This window comes from Pontibacter kalidii (assembly GCF_026278245.1).
Classification (GTDB): domain Bacteria; phylum Bacteroidota; class Bacteroidia; order Cytophagales; family Hymenobacteraceae; genus Pontibacter; species Pontibacter kalidii.
Genome location: NZ_CP111079.1, coordinates 782,648 through 803,562 on the forward strand (window position 1 = coordinate 782,648; position 20,915 = coordinate 803,562).

Genomic DNA, 20,915 nt, shown 5'->3' on the forward strand with positions numbered 1-20,915 from the left:
GATTCGCGCCAGTTATTAACTGTCGCTGTTCATCATGCGGTTAATGGCAGACACAGCCGTATGCTGATCGGTGATGGCCTGCAGTTGCTGCTGCCTGTAGCCCAATATGGCCTGGCGCTGCCGCAGTATCTCCTCAATGCCTGCGCCCGCCACGCTGTAGTTGGTGGTCAGCAGCCGGATAGCCTGCTCATTCAGCCTGATCTGCTCCTCCAATAGCTGCAGCGTGCTCGTGGCACGCTGGTAGTCGTATAAGAGGCTGCTCATCTCGGCAAAGAGCATGTTTTCTGCAGCCTCACGGTTGGCCACGGCAGCTTCCTGCGCGTATTGTGCTTCTTTCTGGGCGGCCTTATACTTCTTGCGGTAGATCGGCAGGGTAACTGTTACCATGGGCATCACCATGTTTTCGCCACCCATCGGCATCTGCGTCATCTCATCGGTGCGCGGTTTAAACACCATGTAGTTCAGGCCAAGCCCTAACATCGGTCTGCCCATCAGCTTGGCCATACGGTACTGTGCCTCGCGCGCCTTCTCGTCCCACTCATACATCTTCAGCATGGGGTGGTTCAGGCGGATGGAGTCCTGGATAAGGGCCAGGGAGGCAGGTAAGGCAACAGGCGTTAAGGTGTCCGCTAACTGCACCTCCAGGGTAAGGTCGCGGTTGAGCATGCTGTTAAAGGCTATTTCCTTTGGCCTTCTGGAGTCGCGGAGCAGCTGCAGGCGGTTCTCCAGGTCCTTCACCTGCACCCGGATCAGGATCACATCCACCATGCTGCTACCAGAGGAGGCCATGCCACCGCCGCCCATACTTCCTCCTCCGGAGGAGGAGCTGGTGCTGCCAGCGGAGCCACCGCCCATACCTGCCATGCCGCCCGAGGCACCACCACCCGCAGCCGCTGCTGACGAGGTGCCTGCGCTTGGACGTTGCGTGGCCGGGGCTGCCGTACTAGCCGCCGGGGCCGATTTATACTTGGCCAATGCCACCCGCTCCAGCGCCTGCAGTATCTCCAGCTCCCGTTCCAGTAGCTTTACCTCTTCATCGATCTGGTAAAGGGTAAGCCAGGTGGTGCGCACGGTGTGGTAGAGGTTGATTTTGGCTTCGATAAAAGAGGCAAACTGCATCTGTGCCATGTAGTTGGCCTCTGTTTTGGCGGCATCCAATGAGCCGAACCACGGGAACATCTGCATCACCGAAACATCACCCACTTGCTTGCCCATGAACCTGTCCATAGGTTTGAGGAAGAAGTTGAACGTAGCTTCCGGGTCGGGCAGGGCACCGGCCTGCGGCACTTTCTGCAGCGCGGCCTGGTACTCGGCGTAGCGGGCCTTTAGCTGGGGGTTATTCTTTCCGGCCATTACTAGGTACTCCTCCAGGGTTTGTGCCTGCAGGTATGGGCTGAGCGCCAGCAGTAGCAGTATACTTAGAATGATCTTTTTCATACCGTCTCCTCTTTAACTTTAGACTCTTCGCGCCAGCTGTAAAGCACCGGCACAATAAACAAGGTAATCAGGGCCACCACCATACCACCGAAGGTAGGAATGGCCATCGGGATCATGATATCAGAGCCGCGACCGGTGGAGGTGAGCACCGGCAGCAGCGCCAGCAGGGTCGTGGCGGTGGTCATCAGGCAGGGCCTTACGCGGCGCATACCTGCTTCCAGTACGGCCTTGCGTACCCCTTTCCTTGTATCCGGCTTAAACCTATCAAAGCTCTGCTTCAGGTACGTGCCCATCACCACGCCATCGTCGGTGGCAATGCCGAACAGGGCGATAAAGCCCACCCACACGGCCACACTCAGGTTAAACGTGCGCATCTGGAAGAGCTCCCGCATGTTGGTGTCGCCGAACGAGAAGTTCAGAAACCAGTCCTGCCCGTAGAGCCACAACATCATAAAACCACCCGAAAAAGCCATGGCAATGGAGGTGAAAATGAACAGCGTGGTAGATACGGAGCGGAACTGGAAGTAAAGGATCAGGAAGATGATAAGCAAACTGAGCGGGATAATGACAGCCAGCCTTTGCTCGGCGCGCACCTGGTTCTCGTAGTTGCCCGAGAACTTATAGCTCACGCCAGCAGGCACTACCAGCTCGCCCGACTCAATCTTCTGGCTCAGGTAGCGCTGCGCATCCTCTACCACCGATACTTCGGCAAAACCATCCCGCTTATCGAGCAGCACATAGCCGGTCAGGAACGAGTTTTCGCCGCGGATCATCATCGGGCCGGGCCGGTAAACCACCTCGGCAATCTCCCCGAGCGGCACTTGTGCGCCTCCTGCCGTTGTAACCATAATGCGGTCTATGGCTTCCGGGCCGTTCCGGTACTCTCTGGCGTAGCGGGCACGGATGGAGTAGCGCTCACGCCCTTCCACGGTGGTGGTCAGGGCCATGCCGCCCATCGCCACCTCAATATACTCCTGCACATCCGTCACGTTCAGGCCATAGCGGGCCATGGCGCGGCGGTTCAGCTCTATCTCCATGTAAGGCTTGCCCAGCGAGCGGTCTGCGAACACAGCCTCCGGCTTCACCGACGGCACCTCTTTTAGCAGGCGCTCCAACTGCAGGCTGAAATCCTCGATAGTTTGCAGGTCCGGGCCGTATACTTTCACACCCATGGGCGCACGCATGCCCGTCTGCAGCATCACAAGGCGTGTTTCGATGGGCTGCAGTTTCGGTGCCGAGGTAACACCCGGGATTTTGGCTACGGCCGCGATCTCATCCCAGATGTCGTCCGGGCTCTTGATGTGGTCGCGCCATTGGCGGAAATACTCTCCGTTCTTATCCTGAATCAGTTCACCTTTTGCATCGCGCACAAACTCCCCTTTGTCGTCTACTTTGAAGCGGATGCGCTGTCCGCTGGCATCCGTCTTATACTCTGACTTGTACTGGATCACGTTCTCGTACATCGACATAGGGGCCGGGTCCAGAGCTGTTTCGGCACGTCCGGCTTTACCCACCACCACTTCCACTTCCGGAATGGCCGTGATGAGCATGTCCAGCTGCTGCAGAATACGCTTGTTGGCTTCCACGCCGGAGTGCGGCATGGAGGTCGGCATCAGCAGGAAGGCCCCTTCATCCAGCGAAGGCATAAACTCCTCGCCCAGGCCAGGGAAGGTATGCACGAGCCCGCTCCAAGCGGAGGTGGTGCGGATGTTATAGCCTGTTTTGTCGATGCCGCTGGCCACCCAGCCGAACACCCCGTTAAAGCCCAGCCATACATTCAGGCCGATTAGCATGATAAAGGCCGGGAGCAGCAGGAAAGTGCCTTTGTTATCGAGGCACCACATCAGGATGCGCGGGTACGCACCAATGAACAGGGCGAACAGCCCCAGCACCAACCCAATGACGAGCAGGATAAACAGGAAATTGACAAGCAGGCTGACGGCTGCGCCCAGCGGCATCCATTGCGTGGCCAGTAGCCACGACACGGCCAATACCGCAATGCCCACCATTACAGGCGTGTTATACTTGCCGTAGCGCTCCGGCTGGTAATAAGTCAGCAGGTTGTTGGCAGCGATAAGTATAAGCACCAGGCCAGCCAGTGGAAGTATAAACAGCGTCACCACACCCAGTACAAAGAGGCCGATGTTCAGCATCCTGGACCAAGCCACGTTCTTTGACTTCAGACCAAGTATGGAATGGGCGAAAGCCGGCATAATGAGGATCGTGAAGATAAGCGAGGCCACCAGCGCGAAGGTTTTGGTGAAGGCCAACGGACCGAACAGCTTGCCCTCGGCCGCCTCTAGCGTGAAGACAGGCAAAAAGCTGACGATGGTGGTAGAAACAGCCGTGATGATGGCCGTGGCCACCTCGGTGGTGGCATTATACACCGTTTTTAGCAGCGATTGCCCGGGAGGGGCCTCGTCCAGGTGCCGCAGGATGTTTTCGTTCAGGATAATCCCCAGATCCACCATGGTGCCAATGGCAATGGCAATACCAGACAGCGCCACGATGTTGGCATCCACGTTGAACTGCTTCATCATGATAAAGGTCATGAGCACAGCAAGTGGGAGCAGGGCAGATATCAGGAGCGAGGCGCGCAGGTTATAAACCATCACGATGATCACGATAATGGTAATCAGAATCTGAAGGATGATCGCCTCGTTGAGCGTGCCCAGCGTTTCGTTAATGAGTTGCGTGCGGTCATAGAACGGCACCACAGTTACTTTGGAGGTGCGCCCATCGGCCAGCTTTTTGGAAGGCAAGCCGGCGGCAATCTCGTCCAGCTTCTCTTTTACGTTGTTGATCACGGCCAGCGGGTTATCGCCATAGCGGGCCACCACTACACCGCCCACCGCCTCGGCGCCGCTCTTGTCCAGGATGCCCAGCATCGAGCGGTCGGCAGGGCCAATGTTCACACGGGCAATGTCGCGGATGCGGATCGGCACGTTAGACGTCACTTTCACCACGGCCTCTTCAATGTCCTCCAGGTCCTGCACGTAACCCAGGCCACGCACCAGGTACTCTACCTGGTTTATCTCCACGGTGTTGGCGCCTACATCCTGGTTGCTGTTCTGCAGGGCTGTCATCACCTCCATCATCGAGACGTTGTTCGCCTTCATCGCCACCGGATCCAGGTCTACCTGGTACTCCTTGATATAGCCGCCTACGGAGGCTACTTCGGCCACGCCTTCGGCACCTGTCAGGGCATAGCGTACGTAGAAGTCCTGAATGGTGCGCAGCTCGTGCAGGTCCCAGCCACCGGCGGGGTTGCCATTCTCGTCGCGCCCCTCCAGCGTATACCAGTATACCTGCCCCAGTGCCGTGGCATCCGGCCCAAGCTTAGGCGTTACCTCTTCTGGCAGCAGGTCGTTGGGCAGGGAGTTAAGTTTCTCCAGGATGCGGGAACGGCTCCAGTAGTACTCTGTATCCTCATCAAAGATGACGTAGATGCTGGAGAAACCGAACATGGAAGTGGAGCGGATCGTTTTCACGCCCGGCATCCCTAGTAAGGAGGTGGTAAGGGGATAGGTAATCTGGTCCTCCACGTCCTGCGGGGAGCGGCCCATCCACTCGGTGAAAATAATCTGCTGGTTCTCGCCGATGTCCGGAATGGCGTCTACCGGAACCGGGTCGCTTGGCAGGAAACCTACTTTATAGTTGAAGGGAGCCACTACAATGCCCCAGCCAACGATGAGCAGCAGGAGCAGCACTGTGACCAGTTTCTGCTCCAGGAAGAATTTTATAATGCTGTTTAACATGCTTTATTCGATTGAATGCAAGGAAGTAGGACTGCCGAAAAGGCAGCACAAAACCACACCAGCCCACAAAGGCGGGTATCATCGAAAAAAGCGGGATTTATAGCAGGAAAGACTGTACCAGCACTGGTATGTCGCGGGCCAGCGGGGGAGATTCGTAAAGCGCGTAGGTTGGCTTCAGGTCAGCCTCAGGGGCGAACCACAGCAGTATAACCGCCTTTACAGTAGCAATAAATTTGATGTCCTGGAGCTTGTGCAGGTTAATGGCCTTGAGCTCGGCCACATCGAGCCGCTCCACGATCACCTGGTGGTCTGCGCAGCAGGCTTCGTCATCAGCATCCGAGGGAGGGGTATGGCAGGCCGGTGCTTTCTTCACAGGCTTTTCCATATCCATCGGGCAATCGGCCTCGGCCCCGAAGAAGGTAACATCGCGCAACTCACCGCCACAAATATGCATGCCCACGGCCATACCCGTCGAGGAGACGAGCACCAGCAGCGTTAGGGTCAGCAATATGATCTGGCGGTATAGGTTCATCAGTTGAGATTATACTTACTACAAAGGTACAACCTGTGCGGCAAGCATGCTTACACAATTATCAAAATCTTTTATATCATTTCCTATCCTTCACGGCAGAAGCCGGACAGCAACCGATAAACAGCAGGTTAATTGAACTCAGCGCAATCTGAAGAGGGCACATACACGCCGCCTGCCTGCTGGTACACTACGCGGGCACCCAAATGGCCGGCATAAGTCAGAAAGCCGGTGCCAACCAGCAGCAGCACGACCACCAGCACCTGTGTTAAACGCGGCTTGTACGTTAGCAAGCGGTAGCGCTGGGCCACGTCCAGTAGCGCGGCAACAGTAAAAGTATAAGTCAGGTATTCGGCGAAGATCTCATGGTCTTTGAGCACGGTGGGGTCGCACAGCTTGCGGGATACCACGCCATCGGCCATGTCGCCGGTGTAGAGGCTGATCCAGGCGGCAAGGGTGCCGGCATACAGCAAGAAAGAGCCCGCCTTCTGCCAGAACGCGGCAGAAGCGGGCTTTAAGAACAAGGCCAACAGTTTTACAATCGTGGCAAACGTCAGCAGTGCAATCGGAAAATGCACCGTGAGCGGGTGCCATACTTCGGTTCGCCAGAAGGTTGGTTCTGCCATGCTATTCCATAATTCTTACGGCGATCGGCTCCAGGCGCTGGCCCACCTTCTCTACCTCCACTTCTACCTGCTGACCTTTTTCCAGTTGGTCGAAGGCAACGGTTTCGCCGTTCCTGGTCAGTGAGGTGTTTTCGTTGAAGTACAGCTCCAGGCGCTTGTTGTCTTGTGTCTCTACGTAGATCTCCGTTTTTTCTGGCTCCACTTCATCCACGGTGCCCTGGTACGTGCCCGACTCCACGACATCGGTGCCTTCGCTGCAGGCATAGAGCAAGGGGATCATGAACAGGATAGCCAGCAATGTTGCTTTAAAACGTTTCATAGTTTTTTGGTTAATTGATGATACATATGTTGCCGTACCTCCTAACATAGCGTCGGAAAATATAGCAAATCATACATACGGAGAAGTGGCAGTATGGATATGCGTGGGGCAGGTGCCCTGAGTGAAAGGGGGCTGTGGTGGCGGTACAGCTCCCGCCAGCGGCCCCAGGATAATGTGCTTTTCTGCTGATCAGGCCAAGGCCTTTATACTTGCCTCCATGTGCTGCAGGAACAGGTGGATGTGGTAGCCGTCGACCAGCGCATGATGCACCCGCACGCTCAGGGGCAGCACTACTCTCGCCTCCTGCACCTCCAGCCGGCCGAATGCCAGCTTCGGAACGGCATCGTTCGGATCATCCATATGCGCGTGCTCCATGCCGTTATACTTGAACCATGGCAAAGTGGTGGCGTGTAGCAGGTCCGGCCCGTTGTAGCCGTGAAACAGCTTACTGCCTTGCTTTGCCTCGGCCACAATAGCTGAGGCCTCTGTGCAGAAAGTAGCGAGGTCCGGGTGGTGGGGCAGGTGCACGAAAGACACTGTCTTGCGCTCCGTGAGCACGGTGGTGGAGATATCCACGGCCGCATACCTTACCACTTCCTCGCCATCTAGCCGTAGCAGAAAGTTCTCTGTTTTTCGGGCGGCCTCAGTGGCAGCATGCATGTAAGCCAGAAAGACCGAAAGGTTGTTTTGTTTGCAGTGATTATAGAGGTTGGTGATCTCTATCTCGGTATGGACATTGAAGAAGGGATTGGCGAAGCTTTTGAAAAAGTGGAAATGCTCCTCCCGTTCCCAGCCTTTTACCTCAAAAGGGGTTTTTGGGTATCGTGTATTGGTGCGCATGTATTCTTGTTATGAGGCGCAAAGGTACGGCTTTGGGGAAAGGCCGGAAAGGAGTTTAGGGATTTTTGAGGCGTTTTTTGTGTAGGTTTCTGGTAAGATATCTGCTGTACTTCGATAGTTCTTAGCTGGTGCAAGCGTCCGCTTGTGCCTTCGTTTAACCGCTGCTGTTTGTAACTGGACACAAGCTATACTTGCTAGCTGCCGTTCATCCTCCAGACTAACTTACCAATAGTTGCACATCATACTTTGGTGCTCTCCAGCCCGAGAGGGCTCGTCTTCGGGCATCGCGCTGGGAGCTTTTCCTGCCCTCGTACCTCGGGCTGCCTCACTGGCGTTCGGCACCGGAAAAACTCGCATAGGCGCTCAACCCAAAGACTGGGTTCTGGTTAGATAGCCACTGCTGACGGAGCTAGCTGAAACCAAGTCCCGCATGGAAAGGAGTAGGGGTAGGGGTGGTTGGACCCGGTGCTGCAGAATCTGGCTTAGTAAGTTTGCAATAGCATCAGCAAGTATAATTCCCCTCCTCGGAGGGGTTAGGGGTGGGTTATACTTGTAGAGACGGAGGCTATATTGCTGTACTTTAAAGAGATGAAAGCCGCATTAAAACGTTAAGGAAGAGTTGAAATTTAGATGCGAAACTCCTTCACCTGATCTTGAACCCCATTCCCAGCAGTCCGTGCAGGGCTATGTTGGAAAGGCGCGCTTCGCCATTGGCCACGGGCACTTCTACATAAGAGGCACTTACCCTGCCCTCCCCAAGTATAAACCACCTGTCGGCAAGGTAGTAGCGTTTGGCCACGGCTGCCTCTGCCATCGGCCCGGATATATAGTAGCCTTTGTTAAAGATACCTCTGTTTTCGGGGTAAGGTACTCCGTGTATAGTGGATTCTGGATGTGTGATGACGAGTCCAGCGCCGGCGGAGAGGGTGAGGCCATGCACCAGCCAGAGGCGGTTTAGGGTAAGCAGGTTGTAACCATCGGTAATGGAAAAGCGCTGCACTTCTGGCGGGAGGTTATCGAGGATGAGTTTGTGGTGCGTGAACTTCAACTCCCAGCCTTTGTCGTTTTGCCAGGTGCTTACCCGGATATCGTAGTAAACGGGCGGGTTGAAAGGCTCTGTGTGGTACGTAGCGTCGATTTCTATATCCGCAGCATCGCTCTGCCGGATGTGCAGCGGCGTCCGGAAGTTATGCACAGCGCCGCCTGCCACGGCTACTTCCCAAGTCCTGCCTTGCCCAAGGCCTGCAACAGGCAATAAAAGAAGTATAACGATAAGCCTCAGAAATCCCCCCATCTTCCCCACATCCTCCTAAGTATACATACTATGGGAAAGAGCGGGAAGTTGTGTTTTATCAGGTGCCAGGGGTATTTTTCCTGATTGGTCAAAGTAAAATTCCCCATTCGAAGGGACAGAATTCCATGGGCTCTATGATGTCATCCTGGAAGGATACTGGTAGCCAATTGCAGCGGCTTAAACTCCCGAAGAAGGTGCCTTTAGTTTCACCGGGGGTATTTCATAGAGTGGTAAATTATTTAGAGCCAGTGTGAGTAGTAAGAAACGGCACTGCCTTGAAGAGGAAAAACTTACCTGTTCACCATAGCTGGAGCCGAAGAGAACACATTCTGTATAATATCGACAAGGGCAGTGGGGTATACGCCCACCAGGAGCAACAGCAGCGTAAGTATGGCGAGCGTGCCCACACTGGCCACATAAATAGAGGGGCGCAACCTTCGCCTGGGTGTCTCTTCCTCCGCCTCCGGCTGCTGAAACATCACGGCGATGATCTTGATGTAATAGTATAAGCCGATGACGCTGTTGAGCACCAGCATGGCCACGAGCAGCCATAGCTGCTCGTTCACGCCGGCGGCCAGCACATAGAACTTACCCACAAAACCGGCAGTGAGCGGAATACCCGCCAGCGAGAGCAGCATGGCGGTAAAGGCGGTGGCTGTCCAGGGGCGGCGCCAGAGCAGGCCGCGGTAATCCTCCAGCAGCTCTGCATCCTGCTCCGGGTCCGACAGCATGGCCACCACCCCGAAGGCACCCACGGTGGTGATAAAGTAGGCCACCAGGTAGAAGGTGATTGCCTCGACACCCATCCGATTACCAGCCAAAAAGGCAACCAGCAGGTAGCCCAGGTGCGAGATCGAAGAATAAGCCAGGATGCGTTTGACGTTCGTCTGCATTAGGGCCAGCAGGTTACCGGCAATCATAGAAGAAATGGCTACAATGGTGAAAATGGTGATGAGGGTGGGGTAGCGGAAACCATCCACCTCCATAAAAAAGCGGATCATGATACCCAACACACCTGCCTTGGACACCGTAGCGATAAAAGCCGTAACCGGAGCCGGCGCTCCTTCATACACGTCGGGCGTCCACATATGGAAGGGCACCACGCTCAGCTTAAACCCGATGCCGATGATCATCATGCCGAAGCCGGTAAGCAGCAGTAGGGGGAGTTCCTGCAAGCCAGCCATAGCCGTGGCGATGCCGGCAAAGGTCATAGTGCCCACACTGAAATATACCAGCGCCATGCCGAAGAGTAGAAAGGCAGAAGAAAAGGCAGCCAGTATCAGGTATTTGATGCCCGCCTCATCGGAGCGCTTGCGGGCTCTTAAGTAGGATATGAGCGAGTACAGCGCCACGCTCAGCACCTCCAGGCCCAGGAAGAGCGAGGCAAAGTGCGTGCTGATGACCAGAGTACAGGCCCCCAGGGTGGATAGAATCAGTAGGATATAATACTCTTCCTTCTGCTCCTCGCGCTGCTCAAAATAGGCATAGGAGAGCATGCTGATAAGCAGCGCCGTCGCCAGGATCAACCCAATATAGAACACGCCAAAGCCATCGATCACGAAAAGCGGATATATGGTATAAGCCGTGATGCCCCGCAGCTCAAACAACGACAGAAAAGCCGCCACAAACGACACTGCGGAGATGACATAGATGATCTTGTGGTTCCGCCATGCCGCTACCACCAGCATGTTCACAAGGGCCGCCACGGTCAGTATAATCAGCGGCATCAGGTGCAGGAAGTCTGTTTGGCTCATGGTAAGTATGATTTGGAGTTTTGAGTATCTGGAAATTTGTGATTGCTAATCATTCTTGCTGGTCATTATTGCTGGCGCGAGCTCTTAGCTCGTGTCAATTTTCAACGGATTTGCGGTACGAGCTGTAAGCTCGCACCAGCGCATTTTACCTCTTCTTAACTTTTTCAATGTTTAGCTCCGCTTTTGGAATTTCAGCCACCACCGCGACTTTCTCCTCCACCTCCGGCTCCTGATAGGCCTGCAGTTGCTGGTTTATACTTGGCCGCGCCGTGTCCAGCACGGGTTGTGGGTATAGGCCCAGCCAAAGGATGAGCACCACCATCGGTACTGCGATAAGCATTTCGCGGGCAGTAAGGTCGGGGAGCGGGTGATCAGTGGGAGCAGGCTCGTAGAATACTTTCTGCATGATGCGCAGCGAGTAGGCCGTGGCCAGCACCAAGCCTATGGTGGCTACCACCGTCAGCCAGTTGTTCGCCTGCCAGGAGCCCACCAGCGTCAGGAACTCTGCAATGAAATTGCCCAAACCCGGCAGTCCGAGTGAAGCCATGACAAAGACCAGCGCGATGACGCCCATCTTCGGTGCTTTGGCCCAGAAACCGCCCATTTGCCCGATGTCGCGGGTATGCAGGCGCTCGTAGAGAAAACCGGCAATGATGAACAGCGCGCCGGTGCTCAGGCCGTGGGCAATCATCTGCATGACCACGCCCTGCAGGGCCCATTCGTTAAAGGCAAACACCCCAAGTATAATAAAGCCCATGTGGCTCACCGAAGTATAGGCTACCAGCCGTTTCAGGTCGGTTTGGGAGTAGGCAAGTATGGCGCCGTAGATAATACCGACGGCGCCCAGCAGCATCGCCCACGGGGCAAACTCTACCGTTGCCGTCGGAAAGAGCGGCAGCACGAAGCGCAGCAGGCCGTAGGCGCCGGTTTTCAGCAGCAGCCCTGCCAGGATCACGCTACCGGCCGTGGGTGCCTCTGAGTGCGCATCGGGTAACCAGGAGTGGAACGGTACCACCGGCAGCTTCACCAGGAAGGCGGCCAGAAAGCCGAACATCAGCAAGCGGGCCGCCTCAGGAGCCATACTCGTTCCGAGCAGCTCGAAGTAGTTGAATGTATAAATACCAGTCTGGGCGCCGTGTATGAAGTATAAACCAAGTATGGAAAGCAGCATCAGCAGCCCACTGGCCTGTGTGAAAATAAAGAACTTGTAGGCGGCATAGTTGCGGTTGGCGTGGCCCCAGACGCCGATCAGAAAGTACATCGGAATGAGCATCACCTCCCAGAAAAAGTAGAACAGGAACAAATCCATGGTAAGGAAAACGCCCGTGATGCCCGCCAGCACCCACAGCAGGTTAAAGTGAAAAAAACCGGTCTTGACTTTGATCTCCCGCCACGAGATAAGTACGCACAGGATGCCCAGAAAAAAGGTAAGCAGCAGCATGAGCAGGCTCAGTCCGTCGAGGGCAAGTATAAAGTTTACGCCCCACTGCGGTATCCAGGGAATCTCCAGTTGCAGGAGCCAGGGCGATGCGCCTAAGGTAGCAGTAGGGGCATCAAGCCATAAGTATACGGCAAGTATAAAATCAGCCAGCACGGCGAAGAGGGCAATCCAGCGGGGCAGCTCAGGGTGCCACTTTTTGGAGAGCCACGCCAGCAGTCCGCCGGCCATCAGGATCACGATCATCCAGAGGAGTATCATAGCAGTAGGCTTATGGTGAGAATCATAATGGCACCGACCACAATACCCGCCACGTAGTTGCGGAGTACGCCACTTTGGGTTTGCGAGAACATCACATGGAAGCCCTCGGCCATGCGGGCCAGGCCGGTGTAAAAGCTGTCGATAATGTCGCGCTTGTTAAGGTTGGCCAGGAACACGTAGGGCCGCACGAACAGGTTGTCGTATAAGGCGTCAAAACCCCAGCCCGAGAACCAGAAGCGGTGCAGTTTCATGGCAAAGCTCGAGCGCTCCAGATTTTGCAGCAGCGCCGGGCTCCTCTGGTAGAACAGGTACGCCACAAATACACCACCCAGCGATACCACAGCCGCCAATACCTGGAACAGCCATTCGTTAGCCGCCAACAGCTCGTTGGCCGTAATGCCGGGCAACACAGGCGCCATCAGTCCGGAGAACAAGGCTATGTGGGCGAAATTGTGCGGCAACTCTATAAATCCGCCTACCAGCGAAAGTATGGCTAGGATGACTAAAGGTATGGTGATGACCATGCCCGGCGGGTGCGCTATATGTGTTTTAGCTTCGCCGTAAAAGGTCATAAACACCATCCGGAAAGTATAAATGGAGGTGATAAAGGCCCCTACAAGTCCGGCCAGGTATAGCCAGATGCTGCCTTGCGGACCAGCCAAGGTATACCACAGGATCTGGTCTTTACTGTAGAAACCGGAAGTGATAACCGGCAACGCTGCCAACGAAGCCGCTCCAATCAGGAAGGTCCAGAACACGACGGGCATACTTTTGCGGAGGCCGCCCATCTGGCGCATGTCCTGCTCGTGGTGCAGGGCCAGAATAATAGCCCCGGCACAAAGGAAGAGCAGCGCTTTAAAGAAAGCATGGATCATGAAGTGGAAAATACCCGCCGACCAGGCACCCACACCCAAAGCCAAAAACATGTAGCCGATCTGGCTGATCGTGGAATAGGCCAGCACCCGCTTGAGGTCGTATTGGGTGAGGGCAGAGAAACCGGCCAGCAGCAGCGTAACCGCACCCACGACGGCCACCGCCAGCTGCGCCACGGGTGCCAGGTCGAAGATCACATACATTCTGGCAATCAGGTACACGCCAGCCGTTACCATGGTAGCAGCATGTATCAGCGCCGAAACCGGTGTAGGGCCCGCCATTGCGTCGGGTAGCCAGGTCTGGAGCGGCAGCTGACCCGATTTACCTACCGCACCGCCTAACAGCAGCAATCCCACGAGCACCGCCATCTGTGCCCCTACACTCCATACTTCAGGGGCCTGGGTCAGTATAGCCTGTATGTTTAGCGTGCCGAAGGTCTGGAAAAGTATAAAGAGCCCGATCGCCATAGCCGTATCGCCCACGCGCGTGATGATAAAGGCCTTGCGGGCTGCGTAGCCGTTGGCGGGGTCTTTGTACCAGAAGCCAATAAGCAGGTAGGAGCAGAGGCCCACCCCTTCCCAGCCTAAGTATAAAAGCAGCAGGTTGTCAGCCATTACCAGCATCAGCATAGAGCCCACAAACAGGTTCATGCAGGCAAAGAAGCGGGAGAAGTCCGTATCCTCCGCCATATAGGCGGTGGCGTAGAGGTGAATCAGGAATCCCACAAACGTAATGACGAAAATAAAGACAATCGAGAGCGCATCCAGGTGAAAGGCAATAGACGGACTAAAACCCGCTACGTTAAACCACTGCCATACTTCCTGGTGGTAAAAGGCAGGTTTCTCAGACAAGAACTGCAAGCCCAGCAATATGGTAACGAGTGCCGAGATGCCTACACTGCCCACACCAAGTATAGCCACGCCTGTGCGCGACAAGCGGGTGCCGAAAAGGAGGAGCAGGAGCGACCCCAGAAAAGGCAGGGCAGGTATGAGCCAGATGAAGTTTTCCATAGTCTTATCCTTTCATAAAGTTGGCAGCGTCGCTGTCGAGGGTTTTAAGTTGATGATAGATCTGCAGGATCAGCGCCAGCCCCACCGACACTTCTGCGGCCGCCATGGTTAGTATGAAAATGAACATCACCTGCCCATCGGGCTGCACCCATTTAGAGCCAGCCACGATAAAAGCCAGCCCGGCGGCGTTAAGCATAATCTCCACGGAGATCAGCATAAAAATGACATTGCGGCGAATCAGGACGCTGATCAGCCCCAGCATAAAAAGAACACCTGCCAGCAGCAGGGCGGCTTCCATGGTTGATGCGTTCATGCGGCTGCGCTCCTTTCCTGTAAAAACCGGTGAATAACTTTCTTCTTCTGCCTGCCTAGGTGGTAGGCGCCCACAATGCCTGCCGTCAGCAGAATACCGCTGAGTTGCACGCCCAGTATGTAAGGCCCGAATAGCGACAGGCCTACCAATCTGGCATCTATAGCAACGACAGCCTCGGCTTGCGGAGGCGTGCCGGCCGCAACAATGTAGACGAGCTCCGCCAGTAGCACTGCTGATAGTATAGTGGGTCCAACCCAGACCGAAGGCTTGAGCCACTCCTTCTCGCGCTGCACATCTTCCTGCGTCAGGTTAAGCATCATGATCACAAAGATGATGAGCACCACAATAGCACCGGCGTAAATAATCACCTCCAGGGCCGCCATAAAGGGAGCACCCAAGGTGAAGAACACCACCGCCACCGCCAGGAAAGACACCACCAGGTAGAGCAAAGCGTGAATCATGTTGTAGCGCGTGATCACCATGATCGTAGAGAGCACGGCAACTGCTGCGGCTATATAAAATGTCAGTTCCATAGGCCTTAAGGGAGTAAACTTTTGATGTCAACTGGGGGCAATTCATTTTCGGCTTCGCCCTTTCCTTTTCCACCAATGGCCATGCCCGCCACTTTGTAGTAGTTATAGCCATGGTACTTGCCCTGGCCGTTGATGAGCAGGTCTTTTTTCTCATAGACCAGGTTCTGCCGGTTGTACTCGCCCATCTCGAAGTCGGGGATGAGCTGGATGGCGTAGGTAGGGCAGGCCTCTTCGCAGTAGCCGCAGAAGATGCAGCGCGAGAAGTTGATGCGGAAAAAATCAGGGTAGCGACGGCCGGTCTCGTCTTCGGTAGGCTGCAGGGCGATGCAGTCCACGGGGCAGGCGGCGGCGCACAGGTTGCAGGCCACGCAGCGCTCGCCGCCGTCGGGGTCGCGCGTGAGGACAATGCGGCCCCGCCACCGGGTCGGAAGTATAGGTTTCTGCTCCGGGTAAAGTATGGTCTCCCGCTTATGAAAAGCATGCAGAAACGTGAGCCACATACTGCGCAACAAACTAAACATAGCTGCTCCTTTCGTTTTATAGTTCTTTTATACTTGGGCTGTGCCGGGTCCAACCACCCCTAACCCCTCAGAGCTACGCTCGCAAGCTTCGAACTCGCGTTCTCGCTTGTCTAAGGCGGGGAATTTTTCTTACTACTTATTCTGAGTTGTTCTTTAGCACAAGCTTCTCCATTTTCATTCAGTGTGTGCGGTACGAGCTACAAGCTCGCACCAGCGGTTTAATTTATTTTTTGCTGTTGCTGTTCCGGATTTGTAATCCGTACCTCGCTGAATTGCGGGTTTGCAACCCGCTTGCTTGCCATTAGCCACTGCCTTTGCAATGCGGATTACTAATCCGCGGCTACTATACTTTCGGATTGCAAATCCGAAAGAGCGTTGGTTGGGAGTCAACTCTCTAACTCCCAAACTCCTCAACTCTCTAACTCCTTCACTCCCTTAAACTCCTCAACTCTCACTCAGCCACAGCACCACGCCAGCCGTTACCATCAGGTTCAGCAGCGTGAGCGGCAGTAGCACCTTCCAGCCATACTCCATCAGCTGGTCATACCTTGGCCGGGGCATGGAGGCGCGGAGGAGGACGAAGATCAGCAGGAAGAAGAGTGTCTTAAGTATAAACCACACAATGGGCGGCAGGAAATCTGGGCCGAGCCAGCCACCAAAGTATAAAGTCACGATCATGCAGGAGATGAGCGTGATGCCCATGTACTCGCCGATGAAGAACATGCCGAACTTCATGCCCGAATACTCTGAGTGGAAGCCAGCAATCAGCTCGCTTTCTGCCTCCGGTATATCGAAAGGCAGGCGGTGCGTTTCGGCGATGCCTGCAATAAAGAAGATGACAAAGCCGACGATCTGCGGGATGAAGAACCACAACCCCCGCTGCGCTTCCACGATCTCCACCAAACTAAAGGAGCCGCTGAGCAGGACCACCCCCATGAGCGAGAGGCCCATAAATACCTCGTAGGAGATCATCTGCGCCGCCCCACGCATGGCACCCAGTAAACTATACTTGTTGTTAGAGGCCCAGCCACCCAGGATGATGCTGTAAGCACCCATGGACGACATGGCCAGGAAGAAGAGCAGCCCGATGTTCAGGTCAGCTACAATTATCCCCGGCGCGAACGGTATCACCACAAAGCTCATGAGCACGGTGACCACCACAATCGCCGGGGCCAGCACAAACACCGGCTTGTCTGCAAAAGGCGGAATCCAATCCTGTTTAAAAAATAGCTTGATAGAGTCGGCAGCCACGATGAGCAGGCCAAAGGGACCTGCGCGGTTCGGGCCGTAGCGGTCCTGGAACAAGGCGAGGCCACGGCGCTCCACCCAGATAAGCAAGGCGGCCACGTTCAGCATGACGAACAGCACGCCGCCGATGATCAGAAAGTAGTTTGGGGTTGCTGTTTCCATTTGATGTCTCGGTTTAGGATGGCCCAGGCAGGTAATTCGGCAAAAGGTACCCCAGGTAAGCCAGTGGGCATGCCGGCGGTGCCGCTCGGAATGGTTTGGCTTAATCTCACTGGTAACTGATAGATCTGTCCTTCGATGGAGAAGCTCAGCAGCTGCCCCTCGTCCAGCTTCATGCGTATGGCATCGGCTGCGTTGATGGCCACATACGCTTCCGGAATCCGCTCCCTGATAGATGGCGATTGGTTGCTTAGCTCCTCTGACCCGAAGGTATGGTGCAGTGGCAGCATGTACAGGTGCCCTTCCAGCGGGACAAACTTCTGCGGCACGGCTGTGGAGAAGGGCGCGGTACCGGCAGGTTCTATCAATCTCACGCCGGGGTCTCCGCCTTTTAAATGCCCGCCTACCTCTTCCTGGTACTTGTTAGTGGCCTGCTGGTTCGAGTTCCATCCGGGAGCCCAGAAGAACGGAATCATGGAGGAAGGCGGCTGTCCACGGTAGCCCTCCATGGTATAGGAGAGAGGGGAGTCGGGGTCTTCGGCTGGTTTAGGTTCGTTTACATTGATGTTGGCTAGCATGGAAGTACGGCCGCTGAATCGGTGCGGCTCGCGCGGAATGCGTTGGCCGGCAACGCGGAAATCCGAAGGTGGTGCCGTTTTGCTGACGCCTTCCAGTTCAGGATATTCTTTGGCGATAGCCTTTACAATAGCATCGTAGCCATGCCAACTGGTGATCTGCTCGTCGGCCATGATGGTGCCGATCTCGGCCAGCCAGTGCCAGCTTTCCTGAATTTCCTCGGCAGTAGGATACACCTGGAAAAAGCGCTGCGCGCGTCCTTCGTTATTAATGAGTGTGCCATCCGCTTCGGAGAAGGGCGCGGCCGGCAAAAGTATACCTGCTTTCTCGGTGGTGGCGTTGTGCAGGTGGTCCAGCACGATCACTTGTTTGCAGTTTTTCAGAAACTGGTCTATCGTGGCGGCACTGGCTCTTCTATAAAGGTCATTTTCAAGGATGATGACGGTGTCAGCATAGCCGTTCATCACCGCCTCAAACGCTGACTCCAACTTATGGCCCCCGAGCATAGCCAGGCCCATGCTGTTGCACTCGGGCACCACCAGGCTTATACCGACGGCTTTCTCTCTGGTCTTCAATGCATGGGCAATGTTGGCGGCGGCCTTCAGTACGCGCTCGCTTCCGGACGAAGTACCGGAAATTATGAGTGGGTTTTTAGCAGCCAGCAAGGCGTCGGTTATCTGCTGGGCCAGTTCCTGCCCTTCCTCCGTGATGCCTCTCACTTCGGGTGAATCCGGATCGATCAGGTTGGCCACCGCAAAACCCAGCCGGGCAATGGTGTCCGGGGAATCGAAGAAAGAAAGGGTAGCCAGTTCGTCGAGCTTGGTAGGCGTGTAGTGGGCAATGAACAGCGGCCCTTTCTCCGACTGCACCAACTCCCGCACGGCAGCATCCTGCCACACAGGAATCTTCGCCTGGGATACCTCCTCCAGTATAGGTTTTTGTCGTACCGACTGCCGCACGGCCAGCGCCAGCATCGGAGCGGTGCTGGTGAGGTCCTCGCCAAGTATAAATACGGCGTCGGCTTTCTCTACTTCCCTCAAAGAAGGCGTACGGGCGGGGCCATTTCGAAGTATATGCAGCGCCAGGTCTACCAGGTCATGGTCCACATCCGACACGCCGTGGTGGAAATTATCCTCGCCCACCAGCTTTTTCAGCACATAGTTCGATTCCAGGGATGCCCGCGGAGAGCCGATGCCGATGACGCGGCCGGCGCTGATGGCGGAAGACGCTGCTTTCAGGGCCGGATATTTCTCGGTTGCCTCAGGCAGTCTGCTTCTTACCAAAGGCTTTCTAACGCGACCTGCGCTGTTCACAAACTCATAGCCGAAGCGGCCACGGTCGCAGAGGAAATATCCGTTCACTTCGCCATTATACCGGTTGGTGATGTTGCGCAGGGTACCGTAGCGTTCGCCAGCGATGGTGTTGCAACCTAGGCTGCAGTGGTGGCAGACAGAGGGGGCAGAAGTAAGATCCCATTTACGGGTGTAGTGCTGCTTTAAGGTCTTATCTGTGAACACGCCGGTGGGGCACACTTCTGCCAGGTTGCCGCTGAACTCGCTCTCCAGCACCCCGTCTTCGGCGCGGCCAAAGTACAAATGGTTGTGGGCGGCGAACACGTCAAGATCCTTTCCGCCGGCATAGTCTTTATAATAGCGCACACAGCGGTAGCACTGGATGCAGCGGTTCATTTCGTGGTTCAGGAAGGGGCCAAGGTATTGGTTGATATAGGTGCGCTTATCGAAGCGGTACGCCCGGTAGTTGTGGCCTGTCATCACGGTCATGTCCTGCAGGTGGCAGGCACCGCCCTCGTCGCACACGGCGCAGTCGTGGGGGTGATTAGTCATGAGCCAGCCGATGATGTGCGCCCGGAATTCCTTGGCCTCCAGATCGGCAATAGAAATACGCATACCATCTCGCACCTGCTCCATGCACGACATAAAGAGCTTACCCTTGGTGTCGTTCTCGTCCTTGTATACTTTCACAGCGCACTGGCGGCAGGCCCCGATGGAGCCCATGGCCGGGTGCCAGCAAAAGTAGGGCAGGTCCTTGCCGAGGGTGAGGCAGGTTTCGAGCAGGTTCTTGCCTGTCTGCACGTCGTAGGGGTGGTTATCTATATAGATGGTTGCCATGCTTTGCTTTTGCTCCAGGGACAGTGGTGTTCGTGAATATGCCGTTCAAAATCCTCTCTGAAGTATTTCAGAGCGCTCTGCAGGGGTTCCATGGCGCCGGGCGCGAGGGCGCAGAAGGTATTGCCGGGGCCGAGGTATTTGGTATGGAAGTCAAGGGTGAGCAGGTGTTCGGGTTTACCCTCGCCTTTATCGATGGCCAGGAGTATTTTCTCTACCCAGGGCAGCCCTTCGCGGCAAGGCGTGCAGAATCCGCAGGACTCCTGCGCAAAGAAGTGCTGCAGGTTCAGCGTAAAACCCACGGGGCAGGTCTGGTCGTCTAGGATAATCATCGTGCCGGTACCCATGCGGCTGCCAGCCACCTGAATGGAAGGATAATCCATGGGCAGATCGAGGTGCTCTTCTACCAGAAAATCGGTGGAGGCCCCGCCAGGCAAAAGGCCCCGGAACAGATAGCCGTCCTGCATGCCACCAGCATGCTCTTCGAGTAGCTCCCGGATAGTAGTGCCCATGGGCAACTCCCAGCAGCCGGGGGTTTTGACGCGACCGCTCACGCCGTATAGTTTGGTGCCGGCATCCTCTGTTAACCCTAGCTTCTTGAACCATTCTGCCCCGTTATTGATGATGTGGGGCAGACAACAAAGCGTCTCCACGTTATTCACAATAGTTGGCTTACCGAACAGGCCACTGACCTGCGGGAAAGGGGGCTTGGCTCTGGGGTTGGCCCTCTTGCCTTCCAGCGCGTTGAGCAAGGCGGTTTCCTCGCCGCACATGTAGCGGCCTACGCCCGTGTGCAGGTGCATCTCCAGATCGAAGCCAGAACCCAGTATGTTTTTGCCGAGATAACCGGCCTCGTATGCTTCCTGTATGGCCTGGGTGATTTCCCGGGCGGCCACTTTGTAGGCCCAGCGCAGGAACACATAGCTTATACTTGCCTGGATGGCATACGCGGCCACGATCATGCCCTCGATCAGCTGGTGGGGGTTGCCCTCCAGCAACAGGCGGTCCTTAAACGTGCCGGGCTCCATCTCATCGGCGTTGGCCACCAGGTACTTGGGCTGTGCCGCCTCAGGCCCCATGGGCACAAAGCTCCACTTCAGGCCCGTGTTAAAGCCGGCTCCGCCACGGCCTTTCAGGTTCGATTCTTTCACCAGTGCCTGCACCTCCTGGGGCGCCATCTCTTTCAGGATTTTGCGCACAGACGCATAGCCGCCCACTTTCTCATACTCCTTTAAGTTGAGTGGCTTGCGGCCTGGTACAATGTATTGGGTCAGGGGCTTCTCCATAGGTGCCCGCTTTG

16 protein-coding genes are annotated in these 20,915 nt (G+C 55.6%); all 16 read right to left on the reverse strand.

All coding sequences use genetic code 11. From position 1 onward, the window contains the following. Positions 1–15: 15 nt before the first annotated feature. The 16 genes from OH144_RS03260 to nuoF all read right to left on the reverse strand — a co-directional run bounded on the left by OH144_RS03260 (position 16) and on the right by nuoF (position 20,901). Positions 16–1,437, reverse strand: coding sequence for a TolC family protein (locus OH144_RS03260; protein ID WP_266204861.1), 1,422 nt, complete (start codon positions 1,435–1,437; stop codon positions 16–18). Then, positions 1,434–5,195, reverse strand: a complete 3,762-nt coding sequence (locus tag OH144_RS03265; RefSeq protein WP_266204862.1) for an efflux RND transporter permease subunit — start codon at positions 5,193–5,195, stop codon at positions 1,434–1,436. The genes OH144_RS03260 and OH144_RS03265 overlap by 4 nt, the downstream gene beginning before the upstream one ends. 97 nt (positions 5,196–5,292) lie before the next feature. Continuing rightward, entirely contained in the window at positions 5,293–5,727 is a 435-nt protein-coding gene (locus OH144_RS03270; protein ID WP_266204863.1) for an HYC_CC_PP family protein, read from the reverse strand. A 128-nt stretch (positions 5,728–5,855) separates the two neighbouring features. Beyond that, a complete protein-coding gene (locus OH144_RS03275; protein WP_266204864.1) occupies positions 5,856–6,350 on the reverse strand; it encodes a DUF2231 domain-containing protein in 495 nt (164 codons plus the stop codon). Between the two features lies 1 nt (position 6,351). Next, positions 6,352–6,669, reverse strand: coding sequence for a hypothetical protein (locus OH144_RS03280; RefSeq protein ID WP_266204865.1), 318 nt, complete (start codon positions 6,667–6,669; stop codon positions 6,352–6,354). Positions 6,670–6,858: 189 nt separating this feature from the next. Beyond that, complete coding sequence (locus tag OH144_RS03285; protein ID WP_266204866.1) at positions 6,859–7,509, reverse strand: CatA-like O-acetyltransferase; 651 nt, start codon at positions 7,507–7,509, stop codon at positions 6,859–6,861. A 643-nt stretch (positions 7,510–8,152) separates the two neighbouring features. Further along, positions 8,153–8,764 carry a hypothetical protein gene (locus OH144_RS03290; protein ID WP_266204867.1) on the reverse strand — a complete coding sequence of 204 codons (612 nt, stop codon included), beginning with the start codon at positions 8,762–8,764 and terminating at the stop codon, positions 8,153–8,155. A gap of 329 nt (positions 8,765–9,093) precedes the next feature. Beyond that, on the reverse strand, positions 9,094–10,557 hold the full coding sequence (locus OH144_RS03295; RefSeq protein WP_266204868.1) for an NADH-quinone oxidoreductase subunit N: 1,464 nt from the start codon (positions 10,555–10,557) through the stop codon (positions 9,094–9,096). A 145-nt stretch (positions 10,558–10,702) separates the two neighbouring features. Further along, a complete protein-coding gene (gene nuoM, locus OH144_RS03300; RefSeq protein WP_266204869.1) occupies positions 10,703–12,256 on the reverse strand; it encodes an NADH-quinone oxidoreductase subunit M in 1,554 nt (517 codons plus the stop codon). Continuing rightward, the gene (gene nuoL, locus OH144_RS03305) at positions 12,253–14,139 is read right to left on the reverse strand and encodes an NADH-quinone oxidoreductase subunit L (RefSeq protein ID WP_266204870.1); all 1,887 of its coding nucleotides are present in this window, start codon (positions 14,137–14,139) and stop codon (positions 12,253–12,255) included. Before nuoL ends, nuoM begins: the two co-directional genes overlap by 4 nt. A gap of 4 nt (positions 14,140–14,143) precedes the next feature. Continuing rightward, positions 14,144–14,452 carry an NADH-quinone oxidoreductase subunit NuoK gene (nuoK, locus tag OH144_RS03310; RefSeq protein WP_266204871.1) on the reverse strand — a complete coding sequence of 103 codons (309 nt, stop codon included), beginning with the start codon at positions 14,450–14,452 and terminating at the stop codon, positions 14,144–14,146. Continuing rightward, positions 14,449–14,985, reverse strand: coding sequence for an NADH-quinone oxidoreductase subunit J (gene nuoJ, locus OH144_RS03315; RefSeq protein ID WP_266204872.1), 537 nt, complete (start codon positions 14,983–14,985; stop codon positions 14,449–14,451). The genes nuoK and nuoJ overlap by 4 nt, the downstream gene beginning before the upstream one ends. 5 nt (positions 14,986–14,990) lie before the next feature. Next, on the reverse strand, positions 14,991–15,506 hold the full coding sequence (gene nuoI, locus OH144_RS03320; RefSeq protein ID WP_266204873.1) for an NADH-quinone oxidoreductase subunit NuoI: 516 nt from the start codon (positions 15,504–15,506) through the stop codon (positions 14,991–14,993). Positions 15,507–15,950: 444 nt separating this feature from the next. After that, positions 15,951–16,916, reverse strand: coding sequence for an NADH-quinone oxidoreductase subunit NuoH (gene nuoH / locus OH144_RS03325; protein WP_266204874.1), 966 nt, complete (start codon positions 16,914–16,916; stop codon positions 15,951–15,953). Further along, positions 16,886–19,618 (reverse strand): NADH-quinone oxidoreductase subunit NuoG, encoded by a 2,733-nt coding sequence (nuoG, locus tag OH144_RS03330; protein WP_266204875.1) that lies wholly within the window; start codon positions 19,616–19,618, stop codon positions 16,886–16,888. Before nuoG ends, nuoH begins: the two co-directional genes overlap by 31 nt. Beyond that, positions 19,600–20,901, reverse strand: a complete 1,302-nt coding sequence (gene nuoF, locus OH144_RS03335; protein ID WP_266204876.1) for an NADH-quinone oxidoreductase subunit NuoF — start codon at positions 20,899–20,901, stop codon at positions 19,600–19,602. The genes nuoG and nuoF overlap by 19 nt, the downstream gene beginning before the upstream one ends. Positions 20,902–20,915 lie beyond the last annotated feature (14 nt).